Consider the following 15,844-nt stretch of genomic DNA (forward strand, 5'->3'; position numbering starts at 1 on the left):
CCCGTTCCACGGGTCCGTCCGGCTTTTCGCGGGCGCCCCCGGAACCGGGCGCGGGTCCCGGGCGTGATGGGATACGGGTGAAGTTCGTACGGCAGGGCCGCATAGCGGGCAGTTCGCGCAAGATCCACGCAATCCCTAGGTGGATGACACCGCCTACGGCCATACTGCTGGCCAAGAGCTTGACTGCCGTGCGCAGGGGAGTTGTTCCGGGGGAGGGTCAGTGACACAAACGCCGACGGGGAGCGGAATCCCGGCCGCGCAGGGCTACGGTGCCCCGCCCGCGCCGCGCGTTCCCCAGCAGCCCGTGAGGCCGCCGGCCGCACCGCCGCCCCCGCCGCCACGGCGGCGGGCCTGGAGCGAGGGCGCGGACCGGCTGCGCGCCGCCGCGACGACCGAGCCCGGCCGGCTGCGGATCATCGGCGCGGTACTGGCCGTGCTGGTCGTGGCGTTCGGCGCGGTGACGGCGTGGCAGATCACCGACCGCGCCTCGGCGGCCAGCGACGTGGTCAACCACAGCGCCCCGCTGAGCGCCAAGGCCGCCGAGATCTACCGGTCGCTGGCGGACGCGGACACCACCGCCTCCGGCGGCTTCCTCATCGGCGGCCAGCAGCCGAAGTCCGTCACGGACCGGTACGACGCCGATCTGCGGACGGCGTCGAAGCTGATCGCCGAGGCGGCGGGGAACGCCCAGGGGTCCGCGACGACCCTGGAGCAGATCTCGCTGCTCAACCAGCAGCTCAAGGGGTACACCGAGGCGGTGGCGAACGCCGGTGTGTACAACCGGCAGGGCTACCCGGTGGGCGGTGCCTACCTGCGGTACGCCAACGAGCTGATGCGCCAGGACGGCGGCCTGCTGGACACCGCCGACAAGCTGTACAAGGCCGAGACGGCCCGGCTCGGCGAGGACTACGGCTCCGCCAAGGCGCTGCCGTGGCTCGCCTGGTCGCTCGGAGCGATCGCGCTCGGCGCCCTGCTGTGGGCCCAGCGGCGCTCGTACCGGCGCACCAACCGCGTCTTCAACCAGGGGATGCTGGCCGCCAGCGCGGCCTCCGTGGTGGTGCTGCTGTGGGCGGTGGTCGGCCACACCGTCGCCGCCTCCCAGCTCGACACGTCGTACGACCACGGGGCGAAGTCCCTGCAGGTGCTCAACAGCGCCCGGATCGGCGTGCTGCAGGCCCGCGGCGACGAGAACCTGACGCTGGTCGCCCGCGGCTCCGGCGCCTCGTACGAGACCAACTTCCAGGGCGGCATGTCGACCCTGGCCGGCAAGGACCCCAAGGGCGTCGGCGGCGAGATGGCACAGGCCCTGACGCTCGCGGACGACGAGGCGGGCCGCGGCCCGGTCAACGACGCGATCAAGGGCGTTCAGGCCTGGCGGGGCCGGCACACCGCGGCCCGCGCCAGCGACAACGAGGGCAACTACGCGGACGCCGTCGCTCAGGTGATCGGCGGCAAGAACCAACAGGGCGAGGTGGTCAGCGCGACCACCGGCCAGTGCTTCGACGCGGTGGACGCCAGCCTGCGCAAGGCCGTCGACCATGAGCAGCAGGAATTCGAGCAGGCGGCGAACGACGGCCGCGGGGCGCTGACCGGGCTTCCGGCGGGTGCCGCGCTGCTGGCCGTACTGGCCGCGGCCGGCGCCGCGCTCGGCATCGGACGCCGGCTGTCGGAGTACCGGTGACCGGCGTGACCGGCCAGGCCGGTGGAGGGAAGCGGACCATGGGCGAGGACACGCCGCGGACGCGGCGGACGCGCCGCAGTTGGCGCGGCTGGGGCGGAGTCGCGGGGATGGCGGCGGCCTGCGCGCTGGTCGTCACCGCGGTGGCGGTCCCGCTGCGCGGTGCCGGCACGCCGGACGGCGCGCGGTCGGCGACGCCCGAGGGCGTGCTGAGCGCCAAGTACGCCTCCACGGAGGACACCTGCGACCACCCGGAGGCCAGCGGCCAGCGGCCGTCGGCGGTGGACGGTGACGCCGTGCGGCGGATCAAGGAGCACGGCAAGCTCATCGTCGGCGTGGACCAGAACAGCTACCTGTGGGGCTTCCGCGATCCGGCCACCGGCCAGATCACCGGCTTCGACATCGACCTGGTGCGCGCCATAGCCAAGGACATCCTCGGCGACCCGGACAAGGTCCAGTACCTGACGGTGCCGACCGACCAGCGCATCCCCATGATCAAGGCGGGGAAGGTGGACATGGTGGTGCGCACCATGACCATCAACTGCTCGCGGCTGAAGGACGTGGCGTTCTCCACCGCGTACTTCGAGGCCGGACAGCAGCTCCTCGTCCCCCTGCAGGGCACCACCATCACCGGCTTCGACAACTCCCTCAACGGCCGGACGGTCTGCACCGCGAAGGGCTCCACGGGCGAGACCAAGCTCAAGGAGGAGTCGCACGGAGCCAAGGTCGTCCTCGTACCGAACCAGCTGGACTGCCTCGTGCGGCTGCAGCTGAACCTGGTGGACGCGGTGTTCACCGACAACGCGCTGGCGGCCGGCCAGGCCGCGCAGGACCCCTCGGTCCACCTCATCGGCCAGAAGGTCACCACGGAGCCGTACGGGGTGGCCATGAACCTCAAGGACACCGATCTGGTGGCCCGCGTCAACAAGGTTCTGGAGGATTACCGCAGCGGCGGCGTCAACAGCCCCTGGATGCAGGCGTACCGTCATTGGCTGGCCGCCAAGCTGCCGGATGTGACCGGACCGCCCGCACCGCTCTACAAGAACTGAACCACCGGGCCACCAGGGCCGGGAACACCAGGGCCGACCCAGCAGGACTGAGCTCCGCACACGACGTGCCGGTTACGGGAAAGAAGGTTCGATGGCGGAGGGGGCACCTCCCGGCCGGAGGTCGGTGGAGGGACCGTCCGGGCCGGTGATGGGCCGGGACGAGGTCGACCGTGCCCTGGCGCGGCTCGGCGCGGACCACGAGGCCATCGAGTCCTCGCTGCTCGCACTCCAGGACCACTCCGGCCGCAGGCTGCTCGAAGGCGCCGAGCTGACGGGTGTCACCAAGGAGCGCTGGACCGAGACGGATTCGGCGATCACCCTGCTCTGGTCGCACTTCGAGGCGTACACCGCTGCCCTCAACTCCGCGCGTGAGCTGCGCGGCCGCCGCCGCTGGCCCACCCAGACCGATCTGAACTCGCTCACCGAACTGCTGCGCGGCACCGGCGTCACGGTGTCCGGCGGCGCGGTCCCGGACGCCGCCCGCAGTCTGACCGGCCCCGCCGTGCTCACCGAACGGTTCAGCCTGGAGCAGCTGCTGGACCGGATGAACGGCTGGTACGAGCAGGCCATGACGATGGTCGCCGGCGCCGACTCCGTCTGGTCCGCGCTGCCCGCCCGTATCGATCTGCTCGCCGCGGACGTGCAGCGGGTCCGCTCGCTGGCCCACTCGGTGGGGGTGCGCCCCGGCGCCCACCCCTCGGGGGACGAGCTGGAGCGGCTCATCACCGATCTGGCCGCGCTGCGCGCCCAGGTGGTCTCCGACCCGCTGGCGTTCTGGCTGCCGGAGCCGAAGCCGGGCCGCGCGGACACCGCCCGCTACGAGCAGGCCGGCCGCCGGCTGGAGGAGCTGCGCCGCGAGGTCGACGCCGTGCTGCACGTGCGCGACGACGCCGACCAGCGGCTGCTGCACCTGCGGGACGTGCTGTCCCGGGCGGACCGCACCCTCACCGAGGCGCGCAGCGCGCGCGTCGAGGTGCTGGCGAAGATAGCGGCGTCGGAGGTGCCCGCGGTCAGCGGCCCGTCGTCCGCGCTGCACGAGCGGCTTTCGGCGGCCGACGACTACCACAGGACGGGTCAGTGGCACCGGCTGTCGCCGTTGCTGGACGGCCTGGAGCAGCACGCCGACGACGAGTTGCTGCGGGCCCGCGACTCCCTGACGGCGGTGACCGCGCCGCTCGCGGTCCGCGCCGAGCTGCGCGGCCGGCTGGACGCCTACCGCGCGAAGGTGGCGCGGCACGGCATGGCGGAGGATCCGCTGCTGATCGAACGGTACGACCAGGCGCGCCGCATGCTGTGGAGCGCGCCGTGCGATCTGCGGGCCGCGGAGTCGACGGTGCTGCGCTACCAGCAGGCGGTGGCGGAGACTCTGGCCCCGAAGCAGTCCCAGCCCGCGGACAGGCGGGACCACTGATGCGGGACCATCGGACAACGGGATCACCGAAGAGGGCTGGACGGTCGCCGGGCGGCCGCACGAGTGAACGAGGGGGGACACCGTGAGCAAGTGCCAACGGCCCGGCTGCGGCGGGGCTCTGGAGGACATGGGCGGCGGCGAGCTGTACTGCGACACCTGCGGGCTCGCCCCCGTGGCCGTCGCGGCGGCGAGCAGCTCGGCACGGTCGGCCGCCGGCGGCGGCCAGGACTCGGGGCGCTCGTCGGCGCACTCCTCCCGTTCGTCCAAGTCGTCCTCGCGGTCCTCGCGCCGCTCGGTGTCCGGGCGGCTGTCCCGCGCGCTCAGCGGCTCCACCACCGGGCGTTCGGTGTCGGTGCGCAGCTCCCGGAGCGCCGGCAGCGGCTCCACCCGCGGCAAGCTCGGCGCCGGGCTGGTCTCCGTACCGCCCATCCCGCGGCCGGATCCGGCCGCGGCCGTCCTGGACAACCCGCAGGTCCCCGAGCGCAAGCGGTTCTGCAGCAAGGGCGACTGCGGGGCGCCGGTGGGCCGCAGCCGCGGTGACAAGGCGGGCCGCACCGAGGGGTTCTGCACCAAGTGCGGGCACCCGTACTCCTTCTCGCCGAAGCTGCGGGCCGGCGATGTGGTGCGCGGCCAGTACGAGGTCGTGGGCTGCCTGGCGCACGGCGGGCTCGGCTGGATCTACCTCGCGGTGGACCGCGCGGTCTCCGACCGCTGGGTGGTGCTCAAGGGCCTGCTGGACACCGGGGACGAGGACGCGCTGGCCGCGGCCGTCTCCGAACGGCGGTTCCTCGCCGAGATCGAGCACCCGAACATCGTCCGCATCTACAACTTCGTGGAGCACCTGGACCAGCGGTCCGGCACCCTCGACGGCTACATCGTGATGGCCTACGTCGGCGGCAAGTCGCTCAAGGAGATCGCCAACGACCGGCGCGGTCCCGACGGCAAGCGCGCGCCGCTGCCGGTGGCGACGGCCATCGCGTACGCCATCGAGGCGCTGGACGCACTCGGCTATCTGCACAGCCGCAACCTGCTGTACTGCGACTTCAAGGTCGACAACGCCATCCAGCAGGAGGACCGCCTCGAACTGATCGACATGGGCGCGGTCCGCCGGATGGACGACAACGACAGCGCGATCTACGGCACGGTCGGCTACCAGGCTCCGGAGGTCGCCGAGCTGGGCCCGTCCGTCGCCTCCGACCTGTACACCGTCGCGCGCACCCTGGCCGTGCTGACCTTCGACTTCCAGGGCTACACCAACGTCTTCGCCGACAGCCTGCCCGACCCCGACAACATCGAGGTCTTCTCCCGCTACGAGTCCTTCTACCGGCTGCTGGTGCGCGCCACCGACCCGGACCCGGACAAGCGCTTCGCGTCCGCCGAGGAGATGTCGGACCAGCTGCTGGGCGTGCTGCGCGAGGTCGTGGCGCTCGAGACCGGCAAGCCGCGGCCCGCGCTGTCCACCCTCTTCGGGCCGGAGATCCGGGTGGTGGACACGGAGTTGGTGCACCCGCTGCCCGGCGACGCGTCCCGGCTCGGCGCGGACCGCCGCCGCAAGCCCGGCGCGGTCGCCGCGGGCACCGCCAACGGCGTGAACGGCGCGCCGCCCGCGTTCATCCCGCCGCAGGGCGGCGCCCAGCAGGGAGCCCTGGCGGGCACCCCGGGCGCGCCCGCCCTGCCGCCCGGCGCTCCCCTCCCGTACAGCGCGACCGTCGTCGGCACGGTGCCCATCGCCCCGGCCGCCCTGCCGGGTGCGGCGGGACCGGCGGGTGACGGGAACGGATTCGGCTTCCCGTCGGTCACCCGGCTCGACGCACCCGCCGCCGTACTGGCGCTCCCCGTGCCGCATGTGGACCCGTCCGACCCGAACGCCGGTTTCCTGGCGGGTCTGTCGTCCGCGGCGCCCGCCGAACTGATCTCCGCGCTGCAGTCCTCCCCCGTCGAGTCGGTCGAGCGGCGGCTGCGCGATCTGCGGGCCCGGCTCGAACTGGGCGACGGCGGCACCGCACTGCTCGTGCTGCAGGGGCTGGCGGACGACGACCTGGAGGACTGGCGCGTCGTCTGGCACCGCGGCCTCACCGCGCTGACCACCGGCGACCACGAGACGGCCGCGCTCTCCTTCGACGCGGTCTACGACGCCTTCCCCGGCGAGTCCGCGCCGAAGCTCGCGCTGGGCATCTGCGCCGAGGTGCTGGGCCAGCTGGACAACGCGACCGAGTACTACCGCCTGGTGTGGAGCACCGACCAGAGCTACGTCAGCGCCGCCTTCGGGCTGGCCCGGGTGCGGCTGGCGGCGGGCGACCGGCCCGGTGCCGTACAGGTCCTGGAGTCGGTGCCCGAGTCGTCGATCCACTTCACGGCGGCACGGGTCGCGGCGATCAGGGCCCGGCTGCGCGACCGGTCCCCGCACGAACCGCTGCTGGACGATCTGACGGCCGCCGGCCGGCAGGTCGAGCAGTTGCAGCAGCAGGGCCTCGACGCCGACCGGCGCGAGCAGTTGTCCGCCGAGGTGCTCGGCAGCGCGCTCGACTGGGTGCTGGCCGGCGGGCAGGGCGCGCAGCCCGCCGCCGGCGCCCGTCCGGTCCTGCTGGGCAGCGCCCTGGAAGAACGCGGGCTGCGCTTCGGCCTGGAGCGCTCGTACCGGGTGCTGGCCCGGCTGGCCCAGAAGGACCGCACAAGGATCGAACTGGTGGAGCGGGCCAACCGTTTCCGCCCCCGGACGTGGGTGTAACCGAATGCCAGGACTGCCGGAGTCGGCCCAGTCAGCTCAGTCGATCAGCTGCCCCAGCTGTGCGGAACCGCTGGAGGAGGGTGACAGGTTCTGCGGCGTATGCGGCACGGACGTGACCGCGCCGCTCCCCGCCTCGGGCGCCGACCTGCCCGGAACCGGGCCCTCCGGCAACGGCTCGGTAGCGTCGGGCGCGGGGAACGGTGAGTTCACCGATCCCTTCGCGCTCGCCCCGCCGCAGAGCCCCGCCGGGGTCCCCGGGCAGTCCGCACCGGGACGGCCGGCGAGCGCTGACGCCCCCGCCGCGCCGCAGCCCGCCGCGGAGGTCACCGACCCCCGCGAGGAACTGCTCGCGGGACCGGCCCCGCAGGGGCGGACCTGTGTGGCGTGCGGGGTCGGCGGGGTCGACGCCGACGGGTACTGCGAACACTGCGGGCACGCGCAGCCGCGGCTGCGCGACCACCAGGAGCGCGAACTCGAAGGCGTGGCCGCGGTCAGCGACCGCGGTCTGCGGCACCACCGCAACGAGGACGCGTTCGCCGTGGCCGCGACGTCGCTGCCGGACGGGACACCCGCGGTCATCGCGGTGGTGTGCGACGGCGTCTCGTCGGCGTACCGCCCGGACGACGCCTCGGCGGCGGCCGCCGCGGTGGGCAGCGAGAAGCTGCTCGACGCGCTGGAGCACGGCAGTCCGCCGGAACAGGCCATGCACGACGCCCTGCTGGCGGCGGCCCACGCGGTGGCGGTGCTGGCCGAGGAGGACGACGGCCGGCAGGGCCCGCACCACAACGCCCCGGCCTGCACCTGTGTGAGCGCCGTCGCCGCGGGCCCGGTCTTCACCGTCGGCTGGATCGGCGACAGCCGCGCGTACTGGGTCCCGGACGACCGGAGCACCCCGTCCGCCCGCCTCACCGAGGACGACTCGTGGGCGGCCCGGATGGTGTCGGCGGGGCTGATGTCGGAGGCCGAGGCGTACGCGGACGAGCGCGCCCACGCGATCACCGGCTGGCTCGGCGCCGACGCCGTCGAAATCGATCCGCACACCGCTTCCTTCCAGCCGGAGGGAACGGGTGTAGTGGTCGTGTGCACCGACGGGCTGTGGAACTACGCCGAGTCCGCGGCCGAACTGGCGGCGGTGGTGCCGGCCGACGCCCGCACCCGGCCGCTGCACTGCGCGCAGACGCTGGTGGGGGTGGCGCTCGACGGCGGGGGCCACGACAACGTAACAGTCGCCGTACTTCCGTTCCCGGCCACGGTGGGGCGGGCAGGATCCGAACCTGCGTAGAACCGGTCCCTCTCCGGGGGATGTCTTTGTGGACTGAGGAGCGCGAGGAGCTCACGCGATGGCCAATTTCTCCAAGTCGAACGTGCCGCAGTTTTCGGTCGACATCTATCAGAACGAGTACCTGCCCGAGGGCGGCCGCGAGGTCAATGCCATCGTCACGGTGACGTCGACCGGCGGCGGCACCTCCGGCGGTCACCCGCTGGCGGCTCCCGGTTACGCCACCGACGGCGCACCGGGCGGAGCGGTGGTGATCATGGTGGACTGCTCCGGTTCGATGGACTACCCGCCCACGAAGATGCGCAACGCCCGCGACGCGACCGCCGCCGCGATCGACACGATCCGCGACGGGGTGGCCTTCGCCGTGGTCGGCGGCACCCATCAGGCCCGCGAGGTCTACCCCGCCAACGGCGGTCTCGCGGTGGCCGATGCGCAGACCCGCGGCCAGGCCAAGCAGGCGCTGCGCAAGCTCACCGCGGGCGGCGGCACCGCGATCGGCACCTGGCTGCGGCTCGCCGACCGGCTGCTGGCGACCGCCGACGTGCCGATCCGGCACGGCATCCTGCTGACCGACGGCCGCAACGAGCACGAGAAGCCGGAGGACCTGCGGGCCACCCTGGAGGCCTGCGCCGGCCGCTTCACCTGTGACGCGCGGGGCGTGGGGACGGACTGGGAGGTCAAGGAGCTGACCGGGATCGCCTCCGCGATGCTCGGCTCCGTCGACATCGTCGCCGACCCGGCCGGGCTGAAGGCGGACTTCCAGGCGATGATGGAGACCGCGATGGGCAAGGAGGTCGCGGACGTGGGTCTGCGGCTGTGGACCCCGCAGGGCTCCGAGATCAAGTTCGTGAAGCAGGTCGCGCCGACGGTCGAGGACCTGACGGCACGCCGTACGGAGGCCGGTCCGCGGGCCGGCGACTACCCCACCGGCTCCTGGGGCGACGAGTCCCGCGACTACCACGTGTGCGTCCAGGTCCCGAACGCCGGTGTCGGCCAGGAGATGCTCGCCGCCCGTCTGTCGCTGGTCCTGCCGCAGCCGGACGGCACCTCCCAGGTGCTCTCCCAGGGGCTGGTTCGGGCGGTGTGGACGGACGACATGGCCGCCTCGACCCGGATCAACCCGCAGGTCGCGCACTACACGGGCCAGGCGGAGCTCGCCTCCGTCATCCAGGAGGGCCTGGAAGCACGCAAGTCGGGCGACATCGACGGGGCGACCGCGAAGCTGGGCCGCGCCGTTCAGCTCGCGAGCGCCTCGGGCAATGACGACACCGCGAAGCTGCTGGCCAAGGTGGTCGACGTGGTCGACGCGCCGAGCGGTACCGTACGGCTGAAGGCGCGGGTCGCGGACGCCGACGAGATGACCTTGGAGACGCGGTCGACGAAAACCGTCCGCGTCAAGAAGTAGCCGCGCTCGCAGGCGGAGGGGGAGCCAGCCGTATGTCGACTTGTCCGAACGGTCACCAGTCGGGAACCGACGACTGGTGCGAGGTGTGCGGTCACCGCATGTCCGCACCCGCCGTGCCGTCCTCCTCCGCGGCCTCGGGGCCCGCCGGGCCGGTGAGGTCCGGCTACGATCCGGACGCGACGGCGGCGGCCGAGCCGTGCCCGGCCTGCGGTACGCCCCGGGAGGGGCTGGCGCTGTTCTGCGAGGAGTGCCGCTACAACTTCCAGACGCACACCGCCACCACCTTCGTCGCCCCGCCCTCGCCGCCCTCGCCGGGGTTCCCGCCCTACCAGCGGTACGAGTCGCAGCGCTCGCGCCCGTCCCAGATGAACCGCCCGGCGGAGCCGCTGGCTCCGGAGGCGATCATCCCGGGCGGCTCGGGCGACTTCCTGCTGACGCCGCCGAGCGCGCCCTCCACCCCGTCGGCGCCGTCCCGGCCCGAGCCCGTCGCGGAGCCGGTGGTGGCCCCGGTCGCGCCCGAGGTGACGACCTGGACCGCCACCGTCGCCGCCGACCGCGACTACTTCACCGCGATGATGGCCCGCAGCGGACCCGACGCCACCGGTCTGTACTTCCCGTCGTACTCCCCCGAACTGCGGCTGCCGCTGCTCGGCAACCAGATCACCATCGGCCGCCGCCGGCACAGCACGGGCGAGGCTCCCGACATCGACCTGTCCCGCGCCCCCGAGGACCCGGGCGTCTCGCACCAGCACGCCGTTCTGGTGCAACAGCCCGACGGCGGCTGGTCCGTCGTCGACCAGGACTCGACGAACGGCACCACGGTCAACGGAGCGGCGGACCCGATCCAGCCCTACCTCCCGGTACCGCTGAAGGACGGCGACCGCGTCCACGTCGGCGCCTGGACGACGATCACCGTCAGCCGCGGCTGAACCGTCACTTCTCCCCCGGCACGACGCCCGGGTCCGCCTCAGGCGGCCGGGACGTCCCAGAAGTGCGGCCCGTCAGGGTCGTCGAGCCAGGTCCACTGGCGGCCGCCGTGGACGGAGAGGCCGTAGCGGTCACGCGCCGGCCGGGAGGCGCGCTGCCACAGCGCGTGGGCGCTCTCCGCGATGGCCCACAGATCGCGGGGGCCGGCCAGCAGGACCCTGCCGTCGCGGTCGGCGCGGGCGCTGGAGCCGTCGGGGGCGGTGATGGCGACGCCGCGGTAGCCGGAGGCCCAGCGGACCTCCAGGGCGCCCGTCCGCAGGGTCAGCAGGAAGCGGAAGAGATCGTCCTCCAGGATCCGCGGCGGCGTGCCGGACCAGCGGACCCGCTCCGGGACGTCGTCCGGCAGCGCGTCCGGTGACCCGTCGTGCTGCCCGTCGTGCGGCCCGTCCGGTACGGGATCCTGCCGGTGGGCGGCGGCCGTGCCGCGCAGCGGGACGAAGTAGGCCGCGGTGTGCAGGAAACGGCCCTCCGCACGGTCGGGGCCGGTGACGGTCAGCCGGATCAGCCCGCCCGCGAACGGCGCGAGGATCCGGCCGCCGGGGCGGCACTGGCGCAGCCACTCGACCGGCACGGACGGCAGCTCGCAGGTCGCGACGATCCGGTCGTAGGGCGCCCGGTCCGGGTGGCCGAGCGCCCCGTCGCCGGTGACGACGGCCGGTGCGGCGCCCGCCGTCGCCAGGTGCGCGCGGGCCGCGTCGGTGATCTCCTGGTCCAGGTCGACGGTGGTGACCGCGTCGTCGCCGAGGCGGTGGGCGAGCAGCGCGGCGTTGTAGCCGGTGCCGGCACCGATCTCCAGCACCGTCCGTCCCTCCCGTACCTCCAGTGCCTCGGCCATCGAGGCCATCAGCGACGGCTGGCTGCTGGACGAGATCAGCCTCCCGTCCTGTACGTGCGTGACCAGCGGAACGTCCTCGTAGGCGCCGGTCAGCCAGCGGGCGCGCTCCTTCGGATCGGGGTCGTCCGCGGAGAGCCGTTCGTATCCGCCGGGCCGCGGACTGTAGTACTCGGGGACGAACAGATGGCGCGGCACCTGTTCGAAGGCCGTGCGCCACCCGGGGTCGGCCAGCCCGCCGGCCGCGACGATCCGCCGTACCAGCAGGCCGCGCAGCGCGTCCGCCGCCTCGGTGCGGTGCTCCTTCCGGTCCGCGTCCTCCATAGCTCCACTGTGCGGCGGCCGGGCCCGATCCGCGACGCCCCGCGTCCGCGCCGGCCGGAAACCGGTCCCGGCCCCGGTCCCTGTCCCGACGCGGCCCCGTCGCGCCCTCGTCCCGGTCCCGTCGCGCACCGGGTCGTAGGTCCCAGGTCCTCCGCCGGGTCGTCTGCGACCATGGAGGAGTGCCGCACGCTTCCGGGGGCGACCCCGGTGCCCCGTGCGCGGACCACGTCGACCGGCGCCGGGCCGGTGCGACATCTTGAGGTGGAGCTGAGTGAACGAGACCCCGCAGGACACGGCGCCGCAGCAGACGTTCTACGACGCCGTCGGCGGCGAGCAGACGTTCCGGCGGCTGGTGCACCGCTTCTACGAGGGTGTCGCGGCCGACCCCGAACTGCGGGCGATGTACCCGGAGGAGGACCTCGGCCCCGCCGAGGAACGGCTGACGCTCTTTCTGATGCAGTACTGGGGCGGCCCGCGCACCTACAGCGACAACCGCGGCCACCCGCGGCTGCGGATGCGGCACGCACCCTTCCAGGTCGACCAGGCCGCGCACGACGCGTGGGTGCGCCACATGCGGGACGCGGTCGACGATCTGGCTCTCGCGCCCGAGCACGAGCGGCAGTTGTGGGACTACCTGGTGTACGCCGCAGCGTCGATGGTGAACACCGCGGGCTGAGCGGACCGCCGTTGCCGTTCGGCCGTGCTGTGACCGTCCGCTGACCGGACATCGAACAACGGACAACGGGTCACGATCGTATTGCGACAATTTTCTGCACTTCCTCACGCCCGATCTGTTTGAGAGCATCCGGACAGCGGGCGAACGGGGGAGTGGCGTGACGGGGTTTGTGTTTCTGCGTGTCCGCGCGCACCGATTGCTGCTGACCGCCGCCCTGCTCACCGTGGTTCTCACCACCAGCGTGCTGGCCACCCTCGCCGCGTTCACCGGTGCCATCGGCGATGCCGGGCTGCGCCGCACGCTGGAGCACCAGTCGGCGGCGCGGACCACCGTCAACGTCCAGCTGACCGTCACGGCCGACGCCTGGCGGACCGCGGACGCCGGGATCCGCAAGAACCTGGGGAGCGCGTACGACGGGCTGCCCGCGCAGGTGCGGTCCAGCATCAGGTCCGGTCCGTACGCGCTGCCGGCCACGCTGGGCGGTGCCGCGTCCGGCGCCCCCAAGGGCGCCGACCCGGACCTGACGCTGCTGGCCACCTTCGACCGGGCGCACGTGACGCTGGTCCAGGGCGGCTGGCCCACCGCGGTCGACCGCGGCACCGGCGTCGTACCGGTGGCGGTCCCCGAGCCCGTGGCCCGCTCCCTGGGCGTGCGGCCCGGCACCCTGGTCGATCTGACCAGCCGGCTCGGCGGCCCGGTGCTCCACATCCGGGTCACCGGCACGTACCGCCCGACCGACCGGACCGACCCGTACTGGCAGCTCGACCCGATGGGCGGCCACGGCATCCGCACCGTGTCCTTCACCACCTACGGGCCGCTGCTCGCCGACCCGAGCGTCTTCGCCTCCGACCGCCTCACGCCCGCCGAGTTGTCCTGGCAGAGCACCGCCGACTTCCGGAACCTGGACGTGGCCGGGATCCCCGGGGTGCGGGACGACGTGCAGCGGACCATCGACGCCACCGCCAAGGACCCGGCGAACTCCGGCATCCAGATCTCCTCCGAACTGCCCGACCTGCTCACCGGGGTGCAGCGCACCCTGCTGGTGACCCGCTCGACGCTGCTGATCGGCGCCCTGCAGCTGCTGATCCTGGCCGGTTTCGCGCTCCTGCTCGTCGCCCAGCTGCTGTCCGAGGAACGGGCCGGCGAGACCGCGCTGCTGCGGGCCCGCGGCGGCTCGCGCGGCCGCGTCGCCCGGCTGGCCGGCACCGAGTCGCTGCTGCTCGCGGTGCCCGCGGGGCTGGCCGCGCCGCTGCTCGCCGGGCCGGTCATCCGGCTGCTGGCCGGGCAGGGCGCCCTGGCCAGGTCCGGCACCGACCTGGGCGGCGCGATCGGTGCGGCCGCCTGGTGGGTGGCCGCCGGAACCGCGCTGGCCTGCGCGTTCGCCGTCATCGTGCCGGCCCTGCGCAGCGCCGGGAGCTATGTCGAGGAGCGCTCGGCACGCGCCCGGCGCGGGGCGCTGCCCGCCGCGGTGCAGGCCGGGGCCGACCTCGGGCTGCTGCTGCTCGCCGGGGTCGCCTACTGGCAGCTGTCCCGCCGCGCCTCCGACAGCGGGGTGCTGAGCGCCGACACCGGCGGCAGCCTCGGGGTGGACCCGGTGCTGGTCGCCGCGCCCGCGCTGTGCCTGCTGGCCGGCACCGTGCTGATCCTGCGGCTGCTGCCGCTGGCCGCCCGGCTCGGTGAGCGCAGAGCGGCGCGGGGCAGCGGGCTGTCGCTCGCCCTCGCGGGCTGGCAGCTCTCCCGGCGGCCGCGGCGCGGCGCCGGAGCCGTGCTGCTGCTCGTACTGGCCGTCGCCATGGGCATGTTCGCGATCGGGCAGGGCGCCAGCTGGGACCGGTCCCAGCGCGACCAGGCCGACTTCGCGGTGGGCGCGGACCTGCGGGTGACCGGCTCCACCACCCCGCCGTTCGGACAGGCGGGGGTGTACGAACACACTCCCGGCATCGCCAGCGCCGCCCCCGCGGCGCGGGCCCAACTGACGCTGCCCGAACAGCGGGTGGCCTCCGTCCTCATGATCGACACGGCGAAGGCCGGCGAGATGATGCGGTTCCGCCAGGACCTCGCCGACCGACCGCTGCCGGAGCTGCTCCTGCCGCTGCGGGCCGGCCCGTCCGGCGGGACGAAGGAGACCGGCGGCTTCCCCGTCGAGGCGACCGCCCGGCAGCTGCGCTTCACCGCGCGGCTCGACTCGGACGGGCAGGGCGGGGTCCTCGACTCGCTCACCGCGGTCCTCAAGGACGCCAACGGCATCACGTACGCCTTCCCGCTCGGCGACCTCCCGGCCGACGGGAAACCGCACCTCCTGGTCCTGGACCTCGCCGACGCGGCGGGCCGGACGGGCGGGGCCCCGGCGGGACCGCTGCGGCTCACCCGCGTCGAAGTCGACTACACGGCCCCCGAGTCCGTCGAGAGGCACCGGCTCACCCTCGCCCCGGCGACCGTCGCCGCGGACGGCACCGTCCGCCCGCTCACGACCACCGCCGGCTCGGCCTGGGCCGCGAAGGCGCAGATGCAGCGGGCCGACGCCGCGCTCGGCGGCAACCCCGCCCTCCAGCCGAACGCCGGCACCGTCACCAGCACGGCGGCCGGTTCCGCACTGACCGTGGACTACTCCACCGGGGCCACCCTGGCGGATTCCAAGGGCGCCCATCTGTCCGTACGTGTCGCAGAACCGGCCGCCCCGCCGCTCGCCGGGGTCGCCACCGACGCCTTCCTGCGGGCCACCGGCAGCAAGGTGGGCGGCGATGTCCGGGTCGAACTCAACGGCATCGAGACGACCGTGCGCATCACCTCCGTGATCCGCGCGCTGCCCGGCACCACCGCACCGCCGTCCTCTCTGAAGGACGGCGGGGCGCTGCTGCTGGACCTGCGCGCCGTGAACCGGACGCTCAACGCGACGGGCGGCCGCGGCATGGAGCCCAGCGAGTGGTGGCTGTCGGCCCGGCCGGGCGCCACCGGGAAGGTCGCCGCCGCGCTGCGCGACCGGGCCGACATCGATTCGCTGCTGGTGCGCGACGAGACCGCGTCGGAGCTGCGGGCCGACCCGCTCGGCGCCGGTCCGCAGTCGGTGCTGCCGGCCGCCGTGATCGCCGCCGCCGTGCTGGCGGCGGTGGGCTTCGCGGTCAGTTCGGCCGGCGCGATCCGCGAGCGCAGCGGGGAGTTCGCCGTGCTGCGGGCGCTGGGGGCACCGCGCCGCAAGCTGGCCCGGATGATGGCCGCGGAGCAGGGCCTGCTGGTGCTGCTGGCCCTGGTGGTCGGGGTGGCGCTGGGCGCGCTGCTGACCCGGCTGGTCGTACCACTGATCGTTCTGACGGCGCAGGCGTCCCAGCCCGTTCCGGGACTGCTGGTCACCCTGCCGGTGGGGCCGCTGGTCCAGCTGATCGCCATCGTGCTGGTCGTACCGCTGCTGGTGGTCGTCCTGACGGCGGTCCGGCGCGGCGACCCGGTCACCGCGCTGCGCCGGCAAGGGGAGGACTGA

General features: G+C 74.0%; 10 protein-coding genes. 9 read left to right on the forward strand and 1 reads right to left on the reverse strand.

All coding sequences use genetic code 11. The features are described 5' to 3' along the window. Positions 1-220: 220 nt before the first annotated feature. The 7 genes from LNW72_RS15415 to LNW72_RS15445 all read left to right on the forward strand — a co-directional run bounded on the left by LNW72_RS15415 (position 221) and on the right by LNW72_RS15445 (position 10,479). A complete protein-coding gene (locus tag LNW72_RS15415; protein WP_308401951.1) occupies positions 221-1,681 on the forward strand; it encodes a hypothetical protein in 1,461 nt (486 codons plus the stop codon). Between the two features lie 38 nt (positions 1,682-1,719). Beyond that, positions 1,720-2,727, forward strand: a complete 1,008-nt coding sequence (locus LNW72_RS15420) for a glutamate ABC transporter substrate-binding protein (RefSeq protein WP_250980167.1) — start codon at positions 1,720-1,722, stop codon at positions 2,725-2,727. A gap of 91 nt (positions 2,728-2,818) precedes the next feature. Then, positions 2,819-4,138 carry a hypothetical protein gene (locus LNW72_RS15425; RefSeq protein ID WP_250975945.1) on the forward strand — a complete coding sequence of 440 codons (1,320 nt, stop codon included), beginning with the start codon at positions 2,819-2,821 and terminating at the stop codon, positions 4,136-4,138. Positions 4,139-4,265: 127 nt separating this feature from the next. Further along, entirely contained in the window at positions 4,266-6,866 is a 2,601-nt protein-coding gene (locus tag LNW72_RS15430; protein WP_250980168.1) for a serine/threonine-protein kinase, read from the forward strand. A 4-nt stretch (positions 6,867-6,870) separates the two neighbouring features. Next, positions 6,871-8,148, forward strand: coding sequence for a PP2C family serine/threonine-protein phosphatase (locus LNW72_RS15435; RefSeq protein WP_250975946.1), 1,278 nt, complete (start codon positions 6,871-6,873; stop codon positions 8,146-8,148). A 58-nt stretch (positions 8,149-8,206) separates the two neighbouring features. Beyond that, positions 8,207-9,550 carry a VWA domain-containing protein gene (locus LNW72_RS15440; RefSeq protein ID WP_138355100.1) on the forward strand — a complete coding sequence of 448 codons (1,344 nt, stop codon included), beginning with the start codon at positions 8,207-8,209 and terminating at the stop codon, positions 9,548-9,550. A gap of 32 nt (positions 9,551-9,582) precedes the next feature. Then, the gene (locus tag LNW72_RS15445; protein WP_250975947.1) at positions 9,583-10,479 is read left to right on the forward strand and encodes an FHA domain-containing protein; all 897 of its coding nucleotides are present in this window, start codon (positions 9,583-9,585) and stop codon (positions 10,477-10,479) included. 38 nt (positions 10,480-10,517) lie between these two features. Here the strand turns inward: LNW72_RS15445 and LNW72_RS15450 are convergent, their stop codons facing one another. Next, positions 10,518-11,693, reverse strand: a complete 1,176-nt coding sequence (locus tag LNW72_RS15450; protein WP_250975948.1) for a methyltransferase domain-containing protein — start codon at positions 11,691-11,693, stop codon at positions 10,518-10,520. A 271-nt stretch (positions 11,694-11,964) separates the two neighbouring features. Between LNW72_RS15450 and LNW72_RS15455 the strand changes: the two genes are divergently transcribed. Together LNW72_RS15455 and LNW72_RS15460 are read left to right on the forward strand one after the other, a co-directional pair. After that, entirely contained in the window at positions 11,965-12,369 is a 405-nt protein-coding gene (locus tag LNW72_RS15455; protein WP_250975949.1) for a globin, read from the forward strand. A gap of 157 nt (positions 12,370-12,526) precedes the next feature. After that, positions 12,527-15,844, forward strand: a complete 3,318-nt coding sequence (locus tag LNW72_RS15460) for an FtsX-like permease family protein (protein ID WP_250975950.1) — start codon at positions 12,527-12,529, stop codon at positions 15,842-15,844.

The organism is Streptomyces sp. RKAG293 (assembly GCF_023701745.1).
GTDB lineage: Bacteria > Actinomycetota > Actinomycetes > Streptomycetales > Streptomycetaceae > Actinacidiphila.